The sequence below is a fragment of the Chromobacterium sphagni genome (assembly GCF_001855575.1).
GTDB classification, from domain to species: Bacteria; Pseudomonadota; Gammaproteobacteria; order Burkholderiales; family Chromobacteriaceae; genus Chromobacterium; species Chromobacterium sphagni.
In genome coordinates this window covers 89846-110030 of record NZ_MKCS01000002.1, presented here as the reverse complement: position 1 = coordinate 110030, position 20185 = coordinate 89846, and the positions used below count along the sequence as shown (strand labels likewise).

At 62.9% G+C, this 20185-nt stretch carries 16 protein-coding genes and 2 pseudogenes; 5 read left to right on the top strand and 13 right to left on the bottom strand.

Annotated elements, in window-relative coordinates:
• Positions 1–43 precede the first annotated feature (43 nt).
• The 7 genes from BI347_RS16280 to BI347_RS24855 all read right to left on the bottom strand — a co-directional run bounded on the left by BI347_RS16280 (position 44) and on the right by BI347_RS24855 (position 6938).
• Positions 44–1075 (bottom strand): methyltransferase, encoded by a 1032-nt coding sequence (locus BI347_RS16280; RefSeq protein ID WP_071116491.1) that lies wholly within the window; start codon positions 1073–1075, stop codon positions 44–46.
• Between the two features lie 12 nt (positions 1076–1087).
• Entirely contained in the window at positions 1088–1873 is a 786-nt protein-coding gene (locus BI347_RS16275) for an HAD family hydrolase (RefSeq protein ID WP_071116490.1), read from the bottom strand.
• Between the two features lie 4 nt (positions 1874–1877).
• Positions 1878–2498: a DUF1349 domain-containing protein gene (locus tag BI347_RS16270; protein WP_239690925.1), complete on the bottom strand. Its 621-nt coding sequence runs from the start codon at positions 2496–2498 to the stop codon at positions 1878–1880.
• Positions 2491–3336 carry an SDR family NAD(P)-dependent oxidoreductase gene (locus BI347_RS16265; RefSeq protein ID WP_071116489.1) on the bottom strand — a complete coding sequence of 282 codons (846 nt, stop codon included), beginning with the start codon at positions 3334–3336 and terminating at the stop codon, positions 2491–2493. The genes BI347_RS16270 and BI347_RS16265 overlap by 8 nt, the downstream gene beginning before the upstream one ends.
• A 96-nt stretch (positions 3337–3432) precedes the next feature.
• Positions 3433–5199: a 1-deoxy-D-xylulose-5-phosphate synthase N-terminal domain-containing protein gene (locus tag BI347_RS16260; protein WP_083338992.1), complete on the bottom strand. Its 1767-nt coding sequence runs from the start codon at positions 5197–5199 to the stop codon at positions 3433–3435.
• Entirely contained in the window at positions 5177–6415 is a 1239-nt protein-coding gene (locus tag BI347_RS16255; RefSeq protein ID WP_071116487.1) for an aminotransferase class III-fold pyridoxal phosphate-dependent enzyme, read from the bottom strand. The genes BI347_RS16260 and BI347_RS16255 overlap by 23 nt, the downstream gene beginning before the upstream one ends.
• A gap of 1 nt (position 6416) precedes the next feature.
• Positions 6417–6938, bottom strand: a complete 522-nt coding sequence (locus BI347_RS24855) for a sugar O-acetyltransferase (RefSeq protein ID WP_071116486.1) — start codon at positions 6936–6938, stop codon at positions 6417–6419.
• Between the two features lie 720 nt (positions 6939–7658).
• On the opposite strand from BI347_RS24855, the pseudogene BI347_RS16245 reads away from it, so the two are divergent.
• Positions 7659–8621 (top strand): annotated as a pseudogene (locus BI347_RS16245) (IS5 family transposase).
• A gap of 126 nt (positions 8622–8747) precedes the next feature.
• Here the strand turns inward: BI347_RS16245 and BI347_RS16240 are convergent.
• The 5 genes and pseudogenes from BI347_RS16240 to BI347_RS16220 all read right to left on the bottom strand — a co-directional run.
• A pseudogene (locus tag BI347_RS16240) lies at positions 8748–9476 on the bottom strand (IS256 family transposase); the annotation flags it as partial.
• A 43-nt stretch (positions 9477–9519) separates the two neighbouring features.
• Entirely contained in the window at positions 9520–10521 is a 1002-nt protein-coding gene (locus BI347_RS16235) for an L-threonylcarbamoyladenylate synthase (RefSeq protein WP_071116485.1), read from the bottom strand.
• Between the two features lie 13 nt (positions 10522–10534).
• Positions 10535–11347: a DUF6671 family protein gene (locus BI347_RS16230; protein WP_083338991.1), complete on the bottom strand. Its 813-nt coding sequence runs from the start codon at positions 11345–11347 to the stop codon at positions 10535–10537.
• Positions 11340–13715, bottom strand: a complete 2376-nt coding sequence (locus BI347_RS16225; RefSeq protein ID WP_071116483.1) for a YbcC family protein — start codon at positions 13713–13715, stop codon at positions 11340–11342. Before BI347_RS16225 ends, BI347_RS16230 begins: the two co-directional genes overlap by 8 nt.
• Complete coding sequence (locus BI347_RS16220) at positions 13708–15207, bottom strand: NADH-quinone oxidoreductase subunit L (protein ID WP_071116482.1); 1500 nt, start codon at positions 15205–15207, stop codon at positions 13708–13710. The genes BI347_RS16225 and BI347_RS16220 overlap by 8 nt, the downstream gene beginning before the upstream one ends.
• A gap of 95 nt (positions 15208–15302) precedes the next feature.
• Here BI347_RS16220 and BI347_RS16215 point away from each other — a divergent pair, with 95 nt between their 5' ends.
• Complete coding sequence (locus tag BI347_RS16215) at positions 15303–16205, top strand: LysR family transcriptional regulator (RefSeq protein ID WP_071113818.1); 903 nt, start codon at positions 15303–15305, stop codon at positions 16203–16205.
• 256 nt (positions 16206–16461) lie between these two features.
• On the opposite strand, the gene BI347_RS24690 is transcribed toward BI347_RS16215, so the two are convergent.
• On the bottom strand, positions 16462–16695 hold the full coding sequence (locus tag BI347_RS24690; RefSeq protein WP_239690955.1) for a TetR family transcriptional regulator: 234 nt from the start codon (positions 16693–16695) through the stop codon (positions 16462–16464).
• A 231-nt stretch (positions 16696–16926) separates the two neighbouring features.
• Here BI347_RS24690 and BI347_RS16210 point away from each other — a divergent pair, with 231 nt between their 5' ends.
• From BI347_RS16210 to BI347_RS16200, 3 genes are read left to right on the top strand one after another with little or no spacing between them, the layout of a single operon-like run.
• A complete protein-coding gene (locus BI347_RS16210) occupies positions 16927–18213 on the top strand; it encodes an NAD(P)/FAD-dependent oxidoreductase (protein WP_071116481.1) in 1287 nt (428 codons plus the stop codon).
• Entirely contained in the window at positions 18210–18986 is a 777-nt protein-coding gene (locus BI347_RS16205; RefSeq protein WP_071113816.1) for a DUF1365 domain-containing protein, read from the top strand. Before BI347_RS16210 ends, BI347_RS16205 begins: the two co-directional genes overlap by 4 nt.
• Entirely contained in the window at positions 18983–20185 is a 1203-nt protein-coding gene (locus BI347_RS16200; RefSeq protein ID WP_071113815.1) for an SAM-dependent methyltransferase, read from the top strand. Before BI347_RS16205 ends, BI347_RS16200 begins: the two co-directional genes overlap by 4 nt.

The following is a 20185-nucleotide window of genomic DNA, read 5'->3' as shown; positions in this document are numbered from 1 at the left end:
TGCGCCGGGAGAGCCGCCAGACCGGCGCCCTCCCCGCGTCGCCCTAGGGCTTGACGCCCGTCACCAGGCTCCAGTCCCCATACCCTGTCGAAAGTGTCGCGATGTCGGCGAAGCCCGCGGCCCGCAGCAAACCCATCGCTTCCGGCGCCGACAGCTGCTGGCCCTGGGTCCAGAGCAGCATGTTGGCGTTGTATGCCGCGACATTGCCCGGCCCCGTCTTTTGGGCGTTGAACAGCATCTCGTGCAACAGGATGCGGCCGCCGCTCGGCAAGGCGGCAAAACTCTTCCGCGCCAGGAACAGGCATTTCTCCAGCGGCCAGTCATGAAAGATGTCGCTGTAGAAATGCGCGTCGGCGGCCGGATAGGCCGCTTCCCAGATACTCCCGCCGCAAGTCCGCGCCCTCTCCTGCATCTGGTATTGCTCAATGAAGGTGTCGGCGACCGCGCACACCGGGGGCAGGTCGAACACCACCGCCTGCAGTTGCGGCCAACGCGCCAGCGCGCTGAGCGCGTGCACCCCGGAGCCGCCGCCCACGTCCAGCAGGCAGGCATGGCTCGACAGGTCGATCTTCTCCACCCAGGCCTGGGCCGGTCCCTTGCTCTTGCTGTGCATCGCGCGGGTGAAGACTTCGCAGTGCTCCGCATCCTGGGCATTGTTGTCGAATAGATCCGTCCCGCCGAACAGCTGCGACTCGCCCTTTAGCAACGAAGCCTTGAAGAAGTCGTAGGAGAAAGCCGACGCCTGGCTTCTTGCCGAGGCCAGCACCCCGCAAAAGGACGTTTCCGCCTCCCGGGTGAGGAAGGCTTCCGCCAGGGAAGAGAGCGTAAACGTCTCTCCCCGTTTTTCCAGCAGGCCCAGGCCCGAGCACAGGGAAGCTAGCGCCTGGGCCGAACGAGACGGCAGCGACGTCGCCGCCGAGATTTGATCCAGAGTCAATGCCTCGCTGCGCAGCAGGTCGAACAGCCGGACCTCATCGGCGAACAGCAAGGCATAGCTATGAAGAAAACCGAAATATATGTCGAATATCTGCTTGTCGCTGTGGCGCGCCAGCCGCGCCGCGCTTTCGATTTCCATGAAGGCCCCTTGTCAGAAATGTTGTTCCAAGCCATCGACGATGCCATGGCAGTAAACCCCCTCCACCACCCGGCCAAACGCCCGTCTGGCTTCATCCAGGGCATTCCCCACCAGGTAGCCGTGCTCGTAGCCGCGCAGCATTTCGATGTCGTTGCAGCTGTCGCCGAACACGATCACCCGGCGGGGATCCACCTCGCGCAGCCCGGCGATGAAGTCCACGCCCTGCTTCTTGCCGCAGCCTGGCGGCAAGATCGCCACATCGTAAACGCCTTCGGGATCGCCCGCCGCCGGGCTGGCATGGGTAATGGACGCCGCCAGCCCCGCTTGCGCGCAAAGGCGGTGAATCCGCTCGATCGACTCGCCCTCCCGGCCGTCTGCTGGCAGGTAATAGCCGCGAATGCGCTTCTGCTGGAAGGCGTCCGGCTGAGCCCGCAAAGCCAGGCCGTGCCGCTCGAACAGCTCGATCAGCATCGCCATCCTCGGTTCGAACGCCGCGCCGGCCCCGATGGGCCACTCCTCGTCCTCTACCACGCCGTCCGGCCGTCGCCAGTACAGCTCCGTGCCCAGGCTGGTCAAGGCGAAATCCCATGGAAAGTCGGGATAGCGTCGCATCTTCTCCATCACCGCGCGCCGGCTGTTGCCGGTGGCCCAGCCGAACAGCAGCTGATGGCTGCGTTTGAGCTCGGCCAGACGGTTTTGCAGCCTTTCGATGCCGGCGTCCGGCTCGCAGGATTGCATCGCCGGCATGAAGGTTTCGTCGAAATCGGAAACGATCAGCCAGCTGTCTTGGTGCTTCATCCTCTCACTCCCTGATAGGCTCCATGCCCGCGTCCGAAATCGAGATGTCGGCGAAGCGCCCCTCCGCCCCTTCCGAAAACGGCGACTGCACGCAGAAGCCAATCCTCACCTCATCCGGGCAAGCCTCCACGTAGAACGCCCGATGGAAAGCGATCCTTCCATCGCTTGCCCTTGAATAGCAGGAAAAGACATTCGCGCTACGCGTCACAAACAGCCTGACGGGGGCGTCGCCGACATCGATGCCATTGGCCTCGTCGCTGTAAGGCGCGGAATGGACGGATACCAGCTTCTTGCCCGCGCCGTATTCCTCCACCCCGAATTTCAGCCTGTGGCCGGCCGCCTCGATGAACAATCCGGCGGCGTCGAACTTGCCTTGGCTGGCCACGCTGACATCAGCGGCCAGGGTGAATGGCCCCGCCATCGGCGCAAGCGCTGTCCCCAGCCTGTCCGCCTGGTGCAGCCCCGGAATGTTGAAGCCGTCGCTGCCGGGCTCGCTGCCTAAAGACAGCGCGCCGTCGCGGTACTGGAGGCTCGCGCAGCGCCGGGCCTCGAATGATAGGCCGCAGATGCGCGGCGCCGTTGCAGGACGCCGCGCCATCTCGACCCCTAGCGGGTCATCAGCCATGCAAATTCATCCCGCCGTCCACCGACAGCGACTGGGCGGTGATGTCCTCGTTTTCGAGTATCGCCACGCAGAAGCGCGCGATGTTCTCCGCGGTCTGGGTGCGTCCCAGCGGAATCAAGCCTTCCATCCTCGCCCACAATTGCGCCAGGTTTTCCTCCGGCGTCATCAGCTGGTTTTCCAGGTACTTCCACATATTGGTCTTGACGATGCCAGGGCACACGCAGTTGACCCGGATGTTGTGGGGCGCCAGCTCCAGCGCCAGCGAGCCGGAAAAACCCTGCAGGCCGGCCTTGGCCGCGCAATAAGCGGAAATGCCGGGGAAAGCGGCCTTCGCGGCGATGGAACTAATGTTCAGAATGGCGCCGCCCTTGCCTTGCCGGATCAGCGCGCGTCCCGCCTCGCGGGAGGTCAGATAGGGCGCGGTCAAGTTGGTCTGCAGAATGGCCTCGAACTCGCTTAGCGACGAGTCCACCGCGTTGGCCACATGGCTGCTGCCGATGGCGTTCACCAGTCCGTAAAAATCTTCCGCCGCGTGGGCCACATTGCCAACGGCCTCCACCACCTGCGCCTCAGCCGTGGCGTCCACCGCCATGGCCTTGACCGACAAGCCTTGCGCCGTCAACGTCTCGGCCAGCTCGCAAGCGGCCTGATAGCCGCTGATGTCCCGGCTCTGATAATGATTGGTGGCTGTCGGCGCGCGGTCGGTGTCGAAGATGCAAACCTTGACCTGCTGCCGGGCCAGCGCCTCGGCGATGGCTGCGCCTATGCCTCTGGCGCCGCCGGCCACGATCATGGTCTTGCCTGCCAACTTGTCGTGTTTTGCGTTTTCCTGCGTCATGATTTCTCACTCCTTGGGCAATACAGGGGTTGCCGAAGCCCGTTCGGGATTCGGAAAAACAATGAAAATGGGAAATGGATGGTTGCGGCGCGGCGGCTATCCCGCCAGCGCGCAAGAAGGCTCAGCCAGCAAGGCCTCGAGCTTGCGCGGCGCGGCCGCGGCCTGAAAAGTCTCTATCCGGGGCCATTCATAGGCGTCGCTATAGATTTTCTTGACCCTGATGAGCAGCGTGGCCTCGACGTACTCCGCCAGATTGAAGCGGGAACCGTTGTGCTCCACCACCACGACCTCCTCCGCGGCGCACAGCAGCTTGCGCACGCGCTCCAGGTCGGGCCGAGTGGACAGCGTCCGAATATGCGCGCAGCGCTTGCCGTCCACCGCCTGGAAGGCCTCGTAAGCCATCGACTCCGAAGACAGGACCACCGTGCCCGCGGCATGCTCCAGCTGATGCGCGTACAGTTCGTCGGACAGCCTGCGATACATTTCCCGCATCGCCAGCACCCGCTCCATAGGCTGATCGTGCAATAAATACAGGCCATTGCTTCCCGATGCCCGGCGCCGTCTTATGCAAGCCTCCAAGTCCCTGGGGTCCGTCAGCTCGTACACCGTGTCCTCAAGCAAGCCGAAGATGGTGGAAACATAGGTAGGACCGCCCCATACGCCGTTTTTGCGCGCGGCGACCACATGCAGGTTGCGGCTGCCGATCAAGGCCGAATGCAGGACATCGACCGCATTCAGATAATATTTATCGTCGGTCAAAACGAATTTGAGCTCGTCTTCCGGGCAGCCCATGGCGGCGGTCAGCAGAGCGGACTCGGCAAGGCCAAGATTGCAGTAACCGTGGGATGGCTGGAGTCCAAAGCGCGCGGCGAGGTCCGCCGTGAAGATATGCGCTGGCGCGCCGTCCCGAATCTCCTCGATTAAATTTCCCGTCAGGCTGCAGCTGCTGGCCTTGGGAGTCACGGCAGAAGCCGAGGCGGCAGGCTTCGCGCCCGCGCGCTTGAACGAGTGGGAACCCTTCCGGGTATGGCAGACGATGGCGGCGGACACGCCCTCGCGCTCCGCGTCGCGCATGCGCTCGCATATCGCCGCCGCGTCGTGGCCGTCCACCTCGTACACCCGGTCGAAATAGGCGGCCAGATAGGCTGGCCTGAGCTTGCCCGGCAAAGGGTCGATGCCCTTTCCGTTGCTGTCGACGATCAGCGTCAGGTTGCGCGTTTCCAGTTCGCCAACCAGCCGTATGGCCTCGTAGGACACACCCTCGTTCAGCTCCCCGTCGCCGGCGACGCACACCACGCGCTGATCGCGGTCGGTCTGAGCCCTGCCGAGCGCGATGCCCACGCCCTCGCCCAAACTATGGCGCATGCCATAGGCGAAACCATAGGCCTTGTTGACCACGGACGGCACCCTGTCGTGCACCGCGGCGAGAAACGCGAGCGGCATGCCTCGCCTCAGGTGCCGGCAAGCGTAAAACAAGGGGGCGATATGGCCCCGGCCTATCACCAGGTTCGCCGACGCCACGCCGGACGCGTCGCAAAGCCCGGCGTCGAAAAGCGCTTCGGCGATGTCCAACGACGACAGGCAGGACGCCAGCGTGCCATAGCCGGCTATTTCGTGAATGCGTTCCAAGCACTCACCCGCGTTTCGATAGAAGGGCTCGAAGCGGCCAGCGATGGCGACAGCCAGCGCATTGATGCTGTCGCACGACTCAGCCAGCGTCAGACCGGTCTCGATTTCCTGCTGCGCCCGGGCCTGCTCTGCGCCGTCCAGAAAGGCGCGGCGTCCGCTCAGGCAAGCCTCGATGCCAAGCAATTGCGCCGACAGGCTCTCCATGCCGGGCCTATAGATGATTGATCGATTCATTCAGCACCTCGAACGCTTCCGTCAGCGTGTCTTCCGACATCACGTAAGCGGGAGCCAGGCATGCCCAGTTCTCCTCGCCGCGAATGATCAGCTTTCGTTCGAAACACAGCTGCTCAAGCTTTTTCCCCGCCGCCGCGCCCAGGCGCTCATCCAGCGTCAGGCCGATCAACAGTCCGCTGGCCTCGATCCTGGTGATGCGTTCGTTGGATGCCAGCTCGCTAGTCAACGCCGCCGTCTTGCCGATCAAGCGGCTCAGCCGGCCGGATGACTCCACCTGTTCCAACACCTGCAGCGACGCATGAATGGACGCGATCGACACTGGATTGCTGGCATAAGTGTGGGAGTACGAATAGGGAATCCAGGGCCCTCGCTTCTCGAAGACCGAAGCGATCTTGGCGGACGTCGCCATGGCCGACGCGGGGTAATAACCGCCGCTGATGCCTTTGCCCAGCGCCACGATGTCGGGGGTCACGCCGAAACGATGCGTATTGAGGAAATCGCCTGTGCGAGAGGCGCCGGTGACGATTTCATCGGTGATCATCACGATATCGTAACGATCGCACAGCTTCCGGATGCCCGCTAGATACTCGCCACCGCTTTGCCGCATGCCCTTCAAATGATTGACCGGTTCGAAAATGATGCAGGCTATCTGCTCCGGGCCGCTTTGCAGAATGATGTTCTCCACGTCGGCCACGCTGTGCGGTTCCAGCAGCTTGCCTTGGTGGGTCACGGCAAACGGCGGGTGTATGCGTATCGTGTCATAGCCGCTGTTTCTCAGTTCCTGGAAATCATTGCGGCCGGTTATGCTGTGCGCGCCCAGCGTGGCGCCATGATAGGAGTGCTTGCGGCATATCACCTTGCGCTTCACGGGATTGCCCTTGCGCTGGTGATACTCCAGAGCCATGGCGATGGAGGACTCTATCGCCTCGGAGCCGCTGTTCACGTATAGCAACGCGCCATCGTCCATCTTCGCCCGCCCTAGCAGCATGGCCGACGCTTCAAACCACTCTTGGGAATAAAAGTGGTCTTTGGGATGGAAGGGCAAATCATTCAGCGTCTGCGCAATGCGTTGTTTGATGGCGTCGCACGAATATCCAAATGGAACATTGAACATGCCGGAAATGGCATCCGTATACACACCCTGTTCCGCATGCACATAAACATCTTTGACCGAATGGATGATCTGGTCTTTCAATCGAGACTGATAAAGATACATGTCAACCTTCTATGTTAAGAGGATAAACCTGAGAGCGCGCGCCCAAAACCTTGCTGTACGCCGGAACCGATCGCGCGACTACGGCGCCCGCGCCGATAATGGAACCCTTGCCGATTCTAACTCCCGGTAAAATAATGGCCCCGCCGCCAATCCAAACATCATCTTCAATCGCCACTGGCGCGCCGGACTCGACATACTCGCGCCTGCGCTGCGGGTGCTTGTCATGATTGGAGGTATAAATTCCCACATTGGGACCGATGAACACATGATTCCCAATGCTGATTTCAAACGCATCCAGAAACACGCCATTAACGTTGATGAATACCTTATTTCCTATTTTGATGTTCCAGCCGAACTCGCAGAACACCCCTCCCCACAACTCGAACCCTTCGCCAACGGCTCCAAACAACGCGCGATACAGTTCATCGCGGTTGCCCTGCGCGACATTGATGGCATGGCATAATCCCCTGGCGACATTCCTTCTCTCAATCAGCTCCGGCTCCGCCGCATTAAAGATCCTCATGTCGCCCACCTTTCCCCCTTAGGACTTTGGCCAATCGACCAAGAAACATTTCAAATGCAAAATAAAAAACAGAGTTCATCTCAAACCAGAGAAATCAACCGCCAACTCCTGATGCGAGATGGCGATGAGCCTATATTCAAAAAGAAATCGGATTCAATGATACTTTTCACATTTAAAAGATGACAAAAAGAACAGGTAAACGTGAAAACTTACTTACTCCAAACATTCGTATGAATAAAGGTGCGCGACAAAGATGTAAAACTACTAATCAATACATACCATTATTTGAATTTCCACTCACATCCTTAAACAAAAACCATTAAGAAATAAGCAAATTTGAAACAATTGATTTAAGATGAAAGCTCCATCAACGATCAAGAAAAATCCCTAATCAAAACCTATTCAATTCATAAAAATCGGTGAAAAAACAATCAATGCGAGCAACACCCCCTCACCATAAAATCGATCTTTTTAAAAGACAAAAACATTGACCATTTAGTCTCATCGCAGTCGTTCAAGAACTAATGACTTACTGGCACATTGTTTCATTCAATCAATAAATCGCAGCATCACTTGAGGAAAACTGAGCCCTCACATGAAAGATCCGCCACGCTGCCAACCATAAAAAAGACTATCCACATTAGAATAGACATCCGGCATTTATCTCATGACAAAGCCTTTGTTGCATAACCCCGCCGCCAGCTGCGGCATGCTAAGTCAATGAACACCGCAGCACCCCAGAGCAAGAAGCCCAAGCAACGCTACGCAACCACCAACTGGCATGAGTACGACGCGGCCCTGACCGCACGCGGATCGCTGCTGGTCTGGCTCGATAAAGACATGCAATGGCTGACCCTCCCTGCCAACCGGCAACAACGGCCGATCAGCCACATACACCGACGCTGCCATCCAGTTCTGTCTCAGCATTAAATGCCTGTTCAATCTGCCGTTGCGGCAGGCTCTGGGTATGGTGCAAAGTCTGCTGCAATTAGCTGGGCTCGACTGGCTGGTGCCGGATCACTCCACCGCATGCCGTCGCCAGCGCACCTTGCAGGTCCGGATCGGCTATCGCCGCAGCTAAGGGTCCGCTGCATCTGCTGATCGATAGCACCGGCATCCCGTTTCTCGGCGAAGGCGAGTGGGAAACGCAAAAAGCACGGTGCCGAATATCGTCGTCAGTGGCGCAAGGCACACCTGGGCATTGACGCCGAAACATTGGAAATCCGAGCTATCGAGGTGACTGGCAAGGGTGTGGGAGACGCATCGATACTGCCGGAGTTGTGAATGCAGCTGGCGGATGAGCCCGTTGCCACGGCGACGCTGGATGGCGCTTATGACACTCAGGGTTGTTGCGCAGCGCTGTTTGGCCTAGGAATCATGCCGGTGATCCCGCCGCGCAAAAACGCCAAGCCGTGGAAGTCGAAAATCACTGGCAGCGAGGTGGGCAATGCAGCGATCGCGGCATGCAAGCGCTTGGGATGTCGAATCTGGAAACGCTGGAGCGGATATCACCGCCGCAGTCTGGCGGAAACGAAGATGCACTGTTTCACGCGACTGGGTAGCCGAGTGATGGCGCGCACCTTTGATCGACAGGTGGCGGAACTGCAAGTGCGTGCGGCGCTATTGAACCGCTTTACCGCCCTTGGCTGCCCGAAGACCGTGGCGGTAGCGGCGATGGGCTAAATCCGCCTTGGGAAAAGGGAGGCTCGCTCTTAGCTGGGGTTATGCAACAAAGCCTGCTGAAGGGTATGTTTTGGGCCTGTCCGAATTTTTGTGTAACGGAGTTTGGCTTACGCCTGTGGAATGCGTTCCTCGAACTGAATGGTAAAGCGAGTCAAAGATGTTCTGTACGCCCCGATTACGCAGCTCGGTCACGACCTGAAGCCAGAACTTGGCTCCCTCCGTCTGAGCCTGCCACCTCCCCTGCACCTCCTTCTCTCCCGCCAGGGTAATGCCGATGGCGAGATAGACGGCTTTCACCCGCACAGCCACCTCGCGCACCTTAACGTGGATACCGTCGAGGTAGATGATCGGATAGACCGTATCGAGACGGCGAGCCTGCCAAGCCTTGACCTCTTCGGTGACAGCATCGGTGATGGAGGAGATCAGACTGGGCGAGACCCCGGTTCCGTACATTTCCTCCACATGGGCCTGCATTTCCCGAACAGTCATGCCGCGGGCGTAAAGTGTGATGTCTTTGTCGTCGAATACGGTCCAACTGGTCTGGTGCTTGAGGATGAGTTGAGGCTCAAAGGTTCCCTTGCGGTCACGTGGCACCTCGACGGGTAAGTATCCGAACTCGCCCTTTAGGGTCTTGCGGCTCTTGCCGTTCCGGGTGTTGCCGGCGGGATTGAGGACCGGCTCGTGTCTGCTATGGCCAAGGTGCGCGGCCTTCTCTGCCTCCAGCGCTTTATCGGGCGGCCGCTTGGTCAGTTTCTTCAGTGGGCCGCTCTCACCGATGAGGTCTTCGGACTTCTGGTAATCGGCCAGCAAACTGTCCAGAAGTGCGTCAGATACGTCGTGTTTCTTCGAGCTCATTGTGTCTCCAGACAAGACGGCAGTTTCCTGCCAAATAGTCCGTTTACACAAAATTCAGTACATGCCCATCTAAGGGCTGCGCGGCGCGCTGCAAGCGATCACGCACAGCTCGCCAAGCGACTTCATCGGGCGGCAGCACGATCCAAACGGTCAGGCATCCGCTGACGTCGGCCTCGTGCAGCGCGGAATACAGCGTCTGCGCGTAGCCTTCCGGCGTAGGCGGCATGCGTTTGAACCAGCCGCAGCGCGCGGCCGGCGGTTCGATGGCCAGCACAGCGGCATGCTGCCAGCCGGCTTCGTGCGCGCTCTCCGCCGCCGCCGCCGCCGCCGCCGCCTCCGCGGCCTCCAGCCGGTAGCACGGCTGGCGCGGCGCGTAGTGCGAAGCCAGATTGCCGGGCACGCGCGGCGCGTCGGGCGCGGCGGCTTCCGCCAGATCGAGGTAAGGTGCCAGCATGGCGGCGGTGATGGCGCCGGGACGCAGGATGGCCGGCCGCGCGCCGCTGAGATCGAGAATGGTGGACTCGATGCCCACCGCGCACGGGCCGCCATCCACCACGGCGGCGATGCGGCCCTCCATATGGGCGCGCACGTGGTCGGCGGTGGTGGGACTAATGCGGCAGAACGGATTGGCCGAAGGCGCCGCCACCGGGCGTTGCAGCCGGTCCAGCAGCGCTTGCAGCAGCGGATGGCTGGACCAGCGCAGCGCCACCGTGTTTTGTCCAGCGTTGACGATGGCCGGCACCTTCGGGCTCGCCGGCACCACCAGGGTCAGCGGGCCGGGCCAGAAGCGTTCGATCACCGGCCAGGCACAGTCGGGGACGCGCGCCGCCCATTCGTTCAGTTGCTCAAGGCCCGGCAAATGCACGATCAGCGGGTGATCCGCCGGCCGGTTCTTGGCGCGGAAAATGGCGGCCACGGCATCGGGCTGGGTGGCGTCGGCCGCCAGCCCGTAAACGGTTTCGGTGGGAACAGCGACCAGCTCGCCGGCGCGCAACAGCGCGGCTGCCTGATCCAATCCTTCGGGGGTGGGGCTAAGTGACTTCATAGTTCTCTAAAGTTCAGGGATTGCAGTAATCGCAGTATTGCGGCGATGCGACCGCCCGCAAGGGCTGTTCACGCGTGGCCTGGCAGCACGGGCATTGCCAGCGGCGCACGCAGGCTTGGCGCGTGGGCGCGCCGCAGTCTTGGCACGGCGCGCCTGCCAGCGGCGCGATCTCGCCAAAACCGGACGCGCCGCAGCCCGGACAGACGCTAGCCAGCCGCTCCGCCAGCGCGGCAGAGGCCCGCGCGATCATCGCCATGCGCGTTGGGTTGCGGTGGGCGCGCATATCGCACTCCAAATGCAGCGGGCCGCCAGCCAGATGCCGCGCCAGATGCGCGCGCAGCGCGGCTTCGTCGGTCAGCGCCTTGTGAAAAGCCGCCTCGCCGGGCCGGCCGACAATCAGGCCGTGCGTTGGAAAACCTGCCTGGAGCATAATGTCCGGCAGGGTAGCCAGATCGTGAAGCGTCCAGTGGCGGAAATTGGTTTCCGGTCCGCGCATCCAGGCTTCCACCGCGTATTGGCGTTCCGCGTCCCAGCACAGCAACAGTTCGGTGGCCCAGCCGCAGCTGCCCAGCCACGGGTCGGCGCCGAAGCTGCCTTCGCTGCCGATGCCGTAGCGCAAACCGCTGAGCTCGCAAGCCAGCTTGGCCTTGGTCAGCGCGGCGTCTCGATGGCTGCAGGCGCGCGCGACTTCGCCGGTGAAAGTACCCAGGCTGTCGGTATCGAAGCTGTCCACCAGCGTCAAGTCCCAGCCGATGCCGGCCAGCGCGGGAGCGATAGCAGCATGCTTGCCATGGCGGGTCAGCAAAGCGGCGCGGCGCTCAGTCATGTTTCCACCCTCCCTCGGCATGCCAGCGCAGCGGCGTTTCGCCGTGCACGCAATACAGGTGCAGCCAGCCGTTTTCCGCCAGCTGGCGCGGAATGGGCTGCGCCGCCAGCGCGGCGGCCAGTTTCTCCGGCGGCGCGTCTATGCAGACAGCCAGCCGCAGCGGCGCGTGACGCAGGCGTTGGCCGTCATGCACCGACTGCCATGCCAGGCCAATGCGCAAATCGCCGCTATTGCCTTCGAACACGCCGATGCGGCCGCCCACCACATTGTGCAGCAGCTTGTTGCCGCTGCCGAAGCGGCGCGGGTCTACCGTGGAGGCGAAATACTGCATATTGATCCAGTGCGCCACCACCATGGGCGCGGCCAGAATCGTCTGCAGCCGGGAGCCGTCGGCATCGGCTCGCCAGTCGTATTCATGCAGGAAGGCGCGGCCACCCAGGTCCAGCCTGCGCGTCTTGGAGCGTGGCGCGGCGATGAAAAACGCATTACCGGCCAGCGCCCATTCGGGCCGCGTTTCCGCCCAGTCATCTCCCTTTTGCCGCATTTTCTTCAGCAATATGGCGTCATTCGCCTCCGGCGCGAGGCCCACTTGTGGCGCGCGGCGCTTACGGGCCAGCGCCGATGCTGCCTGCAATTCCGCCTGCAGGCCGGGCAAGCGAGCACGCGCGTCCGCTTGCAGCGTTTCGGCGTCCAGCAACAGGATTTCGTCGCTGTGAGTCAGATGCAGCGCGGGCAGGAACACCGTATCGGCGGGAATGGGGCGGCCCAGCGCCGCCAGCCGCTCGCGTAGCGCCGGATCATTGAACCAGTTGGCCAGAAGCCGGACATGCTGGTGGCCGCCATGACCGCCGCAGGCCCCGCATTGCAGCGCCGCCGCCTGAGGATTGTTGCTGGCATGGCTGGCATGGCCGACCAGCAGCACCCAGGGTGCCATCGAACCGGAAAGACCCATGGCCGGCAACAGGCCGGAAACGATTTCCATCCGTTTCTCCAGGCCCAGTCCCTCTTGCGGCACAAGTTTGGCGCTGCGCGGTGTCAGCCAGGGGTCTAGCTGCGGCAGGGCTGCCTGATAACCGCGCGCCTTGCTGCGCCGGGCCAGCGCCGCCAGTTTGCCCAGGCCGGCGCTTTCCACCAAGGCGAAGCCAGAGAGCGGCGAGCGCAGGAAGGCACGCCAGCCGCGCCATGCCGCCGCGGGCTTGGTCTCAAGCGGCGTATGCGCCTCCCAGCCCGGCGCCAGCAGCACCGGCAGACGCGGTTGAGCGGCGTCGCTGCCCGGTACGCGGTAAGCCAGCGGCAGGCCGAAAAAGCCGGCGAAACCGTAAGTGCGGCAGTCCGGAACCGTTTCCTCCAGCGCCCGGCGCAGCGGTTCGGAACGCACGTCGATGCAGAACACGGCTTGCAGGGTGGGACGCATGACGTCTTCCGCGGCAGGTTCTCGGCACAACGCCTGGGTGAGCGGGCCATGCAGCGAGAGCTCGTGCGCACGTTGCCAGATCAGCGCGCGCGCGTCGGCTCGGCCATGCCGGTGCGGCTCCCAATCGCGCCGCCAGGCCGACCAGGCGCTGTCCGGGCCGCGCGCGCCGTCGTCGAGCATGCATTCCCAGGCAAGCTGGATAGCCAACAGCTGGCGCAGGTGCCCGTCCGTTTCGCTTTTCAGCCCGGCTTGCCAGCCAAGATAAGCGCACCAGGCCGCCCAGCCGTTATTGCGCATCAGCAGGGCCTGCAGCCAGGGCGTCAGCCACGCCTGCCCCGCTTGCAGCTGCTCCAGCCCGGCGGCCAACATGGCCTCCGCGTCGCCGGGCAACTGTTCGGCCCGCAGGCGGATCTGCTCCCGCCGCTCGGGCAAGACGCTCAGACCGTAAGGATGGCGCATCTGCTCCAGCCAGGCCGCGTAAAAGCCGCGTTCATGGTCGAGGTGCCAGTTGGCTTGGTCGCGGTCGAACCAAGCCGCGCAATACTGGCTGATTTGCTGGATGACGACATCGGTCCAGCTTTGCGCGCTGAGCGGGCCCGCCGCTTCGCGATGGTAGGCGGCCAGCGGGCGTGGCGACGGGGGATGATCGGCATTGCGCGGCTCGGTGGCCAGCCAGGCTTGCGCACCGTCGGTCCAGCCGGCTTCCAAGAGCGCGGCTTCCAGCGCGTCGGCGCTGATTTCGCCGCGCTGCCAGGCATCCAGATACTCGCTGCGCGGCAGATGCAGCGAGCTATCCGCCACTTGGCGCAGCGTGTCGGCGGCATGACTGAAGGGCTGGTCGCGCAGACCCCAGTAGGGTGAGCTGGCCACCAGGCTGTCCAGCGGCCAGGCGGGTGCGACAGCGGCCAGGGCGTGGTCTATGGCTTGCCGCCATCTGGCTTTATGATCAGTCACGGCGGCTCTCCTGCAGTTGAAGCCATTTCAGGGCAAGGGGAGCGGCCGGCCGCGGGCGGCGGCGGCCCAGCATGCACCACCATTCGTCAAGGTGGAAGCCGGCGAAGGCATGCGGATAGATCAGGCGCGCCAGCGCGCCTTGCGGATGGCGCAGCAGCCAGCCTTGCAGCAGAAAGACGAAAAGGAACATCGCGGCCAGCAAGGCTTGCGCCCACTCCGGCGGCATAGGGCCATGCAACGGCAGGATCTGCGCCGCCAAGGCGTGCAGTAGCAGATAGGACTGGCTCAAGGCCAGCGCGGCCAGCCAGCCTGCCCAGCCGCGCAGCAGCGCGCCCATGCCCAGGCCCATCGCCAGCCAGAACAGCGGCGGCAAGGCCGCTGCGGGGATCCAGCGCTGCCACAGCCATTGCGAGACAGCCAGCAGCGCGGCTGCGATCAGACCGCGCGCCAGATGAGAAAGCGCGCTATCGACCATTTCCCTGCCCAACATGCGCCGCGCCGCGCTGTCGCGCGCCGTTTCGCCGGCCAGCAGGAAGGCATGAGCCTTGTAGAACGAGTGGGCCAGCAGATGCAGCAAGGCCAGTGAATACCAGCCCATGCCGATTTCCAGCAGCATGAAGCCCATCTGCGCGCAAGTGGACCAGGCCAGACGCAGCTTGATGCTGATGCGCGTGAGCATCACCACGCAGCACAGCAGCGCGCTGGCCCCGCCCCACAGCATCAGCAGAGTGTTGGCTGGCGGCGCTGCTTGCAGCAGCAGCGCCGCCTTGATCAGCACCATGCCGCCCAGATTGACCACCCCGGCATGCAGCAACGCGGAAATCGGCGTAGGCGCTTCCATCACCTGGGTCAGCCAGCCGTGAAAGGGCAGTTGGGCAGTCTTGATCGCCACCGCCGCCGCCAGCAACACACCGGCCGCCATGGCGTAGCCCTGCGCGCCATTGGCCAGCGCGGATGGCGCGCCAGGCAGCAGGCTGAGGCTGCCGCCGGCCAAGGCCCACAGCAGCAGAGCGCCCAGCAGCAAGAGTTCGGCCAGACGGCTGGCGCGCCATTCGCGGCGCGCGGCCAGTTGCGCGGCCGGTCGGCCGGGGTAAAAGGTTAGCAGCGTCTGCAAGGCCAGGCTGCAAGCGATCCAGGCCAACGCCATCAGCAAGAGATGGCTGGCTTGCACCACCACCGTCACTGCCATCAGCAGACAGCCGATAGCGCGCAAAAAGCGAGCCTGACCCTGCTCGCCTTGCATATAGCGGCGCGAGTAGCGCAGGACCATCCAGCCCAGCAGCTGGATCAGCGCCTGCATCAGCCACGCGGCGGCGGACCACCGCGCAGGCATCGGCATGAAGATCAGAGGAAGCAGTAGCAGGCCGCCAGTCAGGGCGGCGATTTCGGCTGCCTGCCAGTGACGCGACAGAACACGGCCAGGCCACAGGGCGGGCAGCAACCAGGCCAGCGCGATGGTGCATGGCAGCACGGCAAGCAGGGTTTGGGGCATGATGGGCTCCGTTGTTTTCCCGCTTGAACTTTGCCTGATCGAACATGTTCAGTAAAATAGATTAAATATTAGTTTTTATTCTTTATTTAAGAACGATGAACCGGCTCAACTATCACCATCTGTATTATTTCTGGGCTGTCGCCAGCGAGGGCCACCTGACGCGCGCGGCCGAAAGGCTGCATGTATCGCAATCAGCCTTATCGGCGCAAATCCGCCAGTTGGAGGAGCAACTGGGCCAGCCATTGTTTCTGCGCGAAGGCCGCAAGCTGCAGCTGACCGAACTGGGCGTGGTGGTGATGCGCTATGCCGAGGAGATTTTCGCGCTGGGCAACGAACTGCTGGCCACCGCCGCCTCCGGCCAAGGACGCGGCACCTTGCGCATAGGCAGCGTGGCCACGCTATCGCGCAATTTCCAGGAGTGGTTTTTGCAGCCGGTGCTGAAAGAAACCGATGTACGCCTGGTGCTGGAGTCGGGCAGCCTGGACGAGCTGCTGCAGCGGCTCAAGGCGCACGAACTGGACGTGGTGCTGTCCAATCGCCCTGCCCTGGGCGACGACAAGCAATCCTGGCGCTGCCGCACGCTGGCGCGTCAGCCGGTGGTGCTGGTGGGGCCGCCGCGGTCGGAGGGGCAAACGTTCCAATTCGAACGCGATTTGCCGGCGCTGCCGCTACTGGTGCCCAGCCGCAAGAGCGAGATTCGCTTGCGCTTCGACCTGCTGTGCGAGGAACTGGCGCTACAGCCGGTCATCCGCGCCGAAGTGGACGATATGGCCATGCTGCGCCTGTTGGCGCGCGATGCAGGCTGCGTGGCGCTGCTGCCGGCCATCGTAGTGCGCGACGAGCTTGGCAAAGGCTTGCTGCAACAATACTGCGTGGTGCCGCGCGTCGAGGAGACCTTCTACGCCATCACCGTGCAGCGCCAGTATCTGCCGCCGCTGCTGCAAGGTTTGCTGCGCATGGCGATAGCTGATCAGGCGATAAGTCTGAGTTCCCCCTGATCTGCACGTTTACGATTTGACGTCCAGCCGACATGTCGTCAAAACAGACCTGAAGCATATGCCTGATGATGTCTTCATTCTCGTATTTGCCGTACACGCGCAAGCACTGCACCGCCCGGTCGCAGCCGCGGGAATAGTAGCTATACAGAATCACGTCCGTCGGCATCTCGGCTTTCAATTCGCCTTCCTTTTTCGCTTGCTCGACGATGTCCTGCAGTGTCTTGTGCAGCGTGATCGCACGGCTGCAGGCTGCGGGTCAGCATGCCGCGTACTTGCGGGCTGGAGGAAGGCAGAAAGGGCAAGCCTCACCGCAGCGCCCAGGCCGGCAGGTCGCGCAGGCGGACTCCATTCCGGCTCCTGCTTGGCCAGATAGTCCTGCGCATCGTCCAGCAAGCGGATCATCACTTCGGTCGCCAGTTTGTCCTTGGATTTTGAAATGCTTGTAAAGGCTGGGTCTGGAAATCCCCGCTTCGCTCGCCACGTCGTCCATGATCATCAGATCAAAGCCCTTGCTCGCCAGCATCCGCGTGGTGGCGTCCAGCACGGCTGTTCGCGCAGCTTGAATGCTTGGTCCTTGAAGCTGAGCCTTCCGAGAATACCAATTAGTAACACCTTTTACTGATAAGTAGCATTTTTTTCAAATCGGTTTTATCCTGAATACAAAGCAGCCCCGGCCCCCCCCCTCCAAGCCGGTGGATTTTCTCCCTCGCGACAGGACGACATGGTGAACGCCTCATCGCCACAACGCATCGCTGTGATAGGCAGCGGCATCGCCGGCCTTGCTACGGCGCATTTTCTTTCCAGAAAGCACTCGGTGACGCTGTTTGAGTCGGCCGACTATCTGGGCGGCCATACCCACACTGTCGATATCACGGTCGATGGATACGACTTTGCGGTGGATACCGGCTTTCTGGTTTTCAATGACCGCACTTACCCCAACCTCATCGCCTTGTTCAGCGAGCTGGATATCCCCAGCCATCCCAGCGAGATGTCGTTCAGCGTCTCCATCGGCCAGGGCCGGCTGGAATGGGCTGGCCGCGATCTGGACAGCGTTTTCACCCAGCGCGGCAATCTGCTGTCGCCGGGTTTTTGGGGCATGCTGTCCGATATTCTGCGCTTCAACCGCGAGGCGGGACGCAATCTGCGCCGCGCGATGGAAGCGCCGCAGAGCCTGGGACGCTTGCTGGATGCGGATGGATACGGCGCACGCTTTCGCAACCATTATCTGCTGCCGATGGCGGCGGCGATCTGGTCCAGCCCCTGCAGCGACATTCTGTCCTTCCCGGCCGAAACTTTTCTGCGCTTCTGCCTGAACCATGGCCTGCTGCAGCTGCGCGACCGTCCGCAATGGCGTACCGTGCCGGGCGGCGCGCGGCAATATGTCGATAAAATCGCTGCCGGCCTGGCCGATGTCCGGCTGTCCACTCCGGTGCTGCGCGCAAGCCGCGTCGATGGACGCGTGCGTCTGCTCACCTCCAGCAGCGAAGAAACCTTCGACGCCGCGGTGTTCGCCACCCATGCGCCGCAAACGCTGAACCTGCTTGCCGACGCGGATGAGATGGAGCGCGAGATATTGTCCGCGGTGCGGTATCAAGCCAATGAGGCGGTGCTGCACACCGATGCCGCGCTGCTGCCGCGCCGCGAAGCCGCCTGGTCAGCCTGGAACTTCCTGTCGGATGAGCAAGACGACGGCCGCGCGGTGGGCGTCAGCTATCTGCTCAACCAGCTGCAGCCGTTGCCGGTGGCCACGCCGGTTGCTGTGACCTTGAACCCGCCGCGCCCGCCCGATCCCGCCAAGGTATTGCGCCGTTTCCACTACGAGCACCCGTTGTTCGACGCCGCCGCCATCGCCGCGCAAACGGCTTTGCCCAGCATTCAGGGCCGCCGCGCTTGCTGGTTTGCCGGGGCCTGGACCGGCTACGGCTTTCATGAGGACGGGCTGAAATCGGCGCTGCGGGTGGCGCAGGCTTTTGGGCTGGCGCCAGACTGGGCGAGGCTGGAATCATGAGCGCGGCTTATCTTCTGACCGGGCATGTGATGCACCGCCGCCTGCGGCCGGCTGCCAACCGCTTTGTCTATCCAGTGTTCTGCCTGCGGCTGAAGGTGTCCGCGCTGGAGACGATGCGCGGCTTGTGGTTTGGCGTGGACTGCTGGCGGCCGCTGTCGCTGCGCACGCGCGACTACGGTCCGCGCGACGGTTCGGCGCTGCTGCCGTGGATACGCGCGCGGCTGGCGGAGGCCGGCCTGCCCGCCGACGGCGAAGTCTGGCTGCAGACTTTCCCGCGCGTGTTCGGCTATGCCTTCAACCCGGTCAGTTTCTGGTTTTGCCACGATGCGGCCGGCAGACTGATCGCGGTATTGGCGGAGGTGAACAACACCTTCGGCGAGCACCACAGCTATCTGCTCAGCCCCGCCCACGGCCGCGAAATCACCGCCGCCAGCCAGCTGAGCTGCCGCAAACTGCTGCATGTCTCGCCGTTCTGCCGCGTCGAGGGCCACTACCGGTTCCGCTTCCACCAAAGCGGCGATCTGGCGCTGGCGCGCATCGACTATCACGATGGCGCGGGCGCTGTGCTGCACACCGCCCTATCCGGCCGCCTGCAAGCCTTGACGCCAAAAACCGCGGCAACCGCCTTGCTGCGCCAGCCTCTGCTCACACTGGGCGTCATCGCCCGCATTCACTGGCAGGCGCTGAAGCTATGGCTCAAACGCGTGCCCTTCTTCCGCAAACCGCATCCCCCCGCCGCCGAGCTCAGCCGCGGCCTGGAGCTGAAATCATGAGCGCGAGCCAACCCATCATCCTGTCCCGCCCCGATATCCCCGCCGCCGGGCGGGCGCTGCTGGCTTTGTTGTCCAGGCTGCGCCACGGCAGCCTCAAAGTTGTCACGCCGGATGGCGAGACGCTGTGGTTCGGCGCGCCCCATGCCCAGGCCGACGCCGAGCTGGCGCTGCGCGACTGGCGCGCATGCGGCCGCATTCTGGCCGGCGGCGACATCGGCTTTGCCGAGGCCTACCGCGACGGCTGGCTGGATTGCCCAGACCTCGCCGTCCTGTTGCGGCTGGCGCTGCGCAACGAAAACGCTTTGCAACTGGGCGAGCTGGGCCGCTGGGCCGCCCGCCTATGGCACCGGCTGCGCCACCTGTTGCGCGTCAACAGCCGACGCGGCAGCCGCCGCAACATCCACGCCCATTACGATATCGGCAACGATTTCTACCGGCTGTGGCTGGACCCCAGCTGGACTTATTCCAGCGCCTGGTTCGACGGCGACTACGCCCTGCCCTTGGCTGATGCGCAAACCCGCAAATACCAGCGCATCTGCCAGCAGTTGCAGCTGCGCCCCGGCATGCGCGTGCTGGAAATCGGCTGCGGTTGGGGCGGCTTCGCCGAGCACGCCGCCCGCCTTGGCGTGGCGGTGCACGGCATCACCATCTCCGATGCCCAGCTGGACTTCGCGCGCCGCCGCCTGGCCAGCGAGCCGCTGGTCAAGCTGGAACACCGCGACTATCGCGATCTTTCCGGCCAATACGACGCCATCGTGTCGATCGAAATGTTCGAGGCGGTGGGCGAGCGCTACTGGTCCGGCTATTTCGACACGCTGCGCCGCTGCCTGAAGCCGGGCGGCAAAGCGCTGGCGCAAAGCATCACCATAGAGGAGTCGCGCTTCGAGACTTACCGCGCTGAGGCGGATTTCATTCAGACCTTCATCTTTCCCGGCGGCATGCTGCCCAGCCGCGAGCGTTTTGAGCGCGCGGCGCATCACAGCCAACTGAGCTGCCGCAACCGGCTGGATTTCGGCGCGGATTACGCCGAAACGCTGCGCCGCTGGCGCATGGCTTTCGAGGCCAATCTGGACGCCATCCGCGGCCAGGGCTTCGATGAAGCCTTCATCCGGCTGTGGCGGCTTTATCTGTGCTACTGCGAGGCAGGGTTCGACGCCGGCCGCATCGGCGTGTCGCAGTTTCTGTTGCAAAGGCTGTGA

What these genes read in the sequence shown, in the direction of transcription:
- BI347_RS16280 (WP_071116491.1), bottom strand. Translation starts at nt 1,075, where the DNA reads ATGGAAATCGAAAGCGCGGCGCGGCTGGCGCGCCACAGCGACAAGCAG.
- BI347_RS16275 (WP_071116490.1), bottom strand. Translation starts at nt 1,873, where the DNA reads ATGAAGCACCAAGACAGCTGGCTGATCGTTTCCGATTTCGACGAAACC.
- BI347_RS16270 (WP_239690925.1), bottom strand. Translation starts at nt 2,498, where the DNA reads ATGGCTGATGACCCGCTAGGGGTCGAGATGGCGCGGCGTCCTGCAACG.
- BI347_RS16265 (WP_071116489.1), bottom strand. Translation starts at nt 3,336, where the DNA reads ATGACGCAGGAAAACGCAAAACACGACAAGTTGGCAGGCAAGACCATG.
- BI347_RS16260 (WP_083338992.1), bottom strand. Translation starts at nt 5,199, where the DNA reads ATGAATCGATCAATCATCTATAGGCCCGGCATGGAGAGCCTGTCGGCG.
- BI347_RS16255 (WP_071116487.1), bottom strand. Translation starts at nt 6,415, where the DNA reads ATGTATCTTTATCAGTCTCGATTGAAAGACCAGATCATCCATTCGGTC.
- BI347_RS24855 (WP_071116486.1), bottom strand. Translation starts at nt 6,938, where the DNA reads ATGAGGATCTTTAATGCGGCGGAGCCGGAGCTGATTGAGAGAAGGAAT.
- BI347_RS16235 (WP_071116485.1), bottom strand. Translation starts at nt 10,521, where the DNA reads ATGAAGTCACTTAGCCCCACCCCCGAAGGATTGGATCAGGCAGCCGCG.
- BI347_RS16230 (WP_083338991.1), bottom strand. Translation starts at nt 11,347, where the DNA reads ATGACTGAGCGCCGCGCCGCTTTGCTGACCCGCCATGGCAAGCATGCT.
- BI347_RS16220 (WP_071116482.1), bottom strand. Translation starts at nt 15,207, where the DNA reads ATGCCCCAAACCCTGCTTGCCGTGCTGCCATGCACCATCGCGCTGGCC.
- BI347_RS16215 (WP_071113818.1), top strand. Translation starts at nt 15,303, where the DNA reads ATGAACCGGCTCAACTATCACCATCTGTATTATTTCTGGGCTGTCGCC.
- BI347_RS24690 (WP_239690955.1), bottom strand. Translation starts at nt 16,695, where the DNA reads ATGGACGACGTGGCGAGCGAAGCGGGGATTTCCAGACCCAGCCTTTAC.
- BI347_RS16210 (WP_071116481.1), top strand. Translation starts at nt 16,927, where the DNA reads ATGGTGAACGCCTCATCGCCACAACGCATCGCTGTGATAGGCAGCGGC.
- BI347_RS16205 (WP_071113816.1), top strand. Translation starts at nt 18,210, where the DNA reads ATGAGCGCGGCTTATCTTCTGACCGGGCATGTGATGCACCGCCGCCTG.
- BI347_RS16200 (WP_071113815.1), top strand. Translation starts at nt 18,983, where the DNA reads ATGAGCGCGAGCCAACCCATCATCCTGTCCCGCCCCGATATCCCCGCC.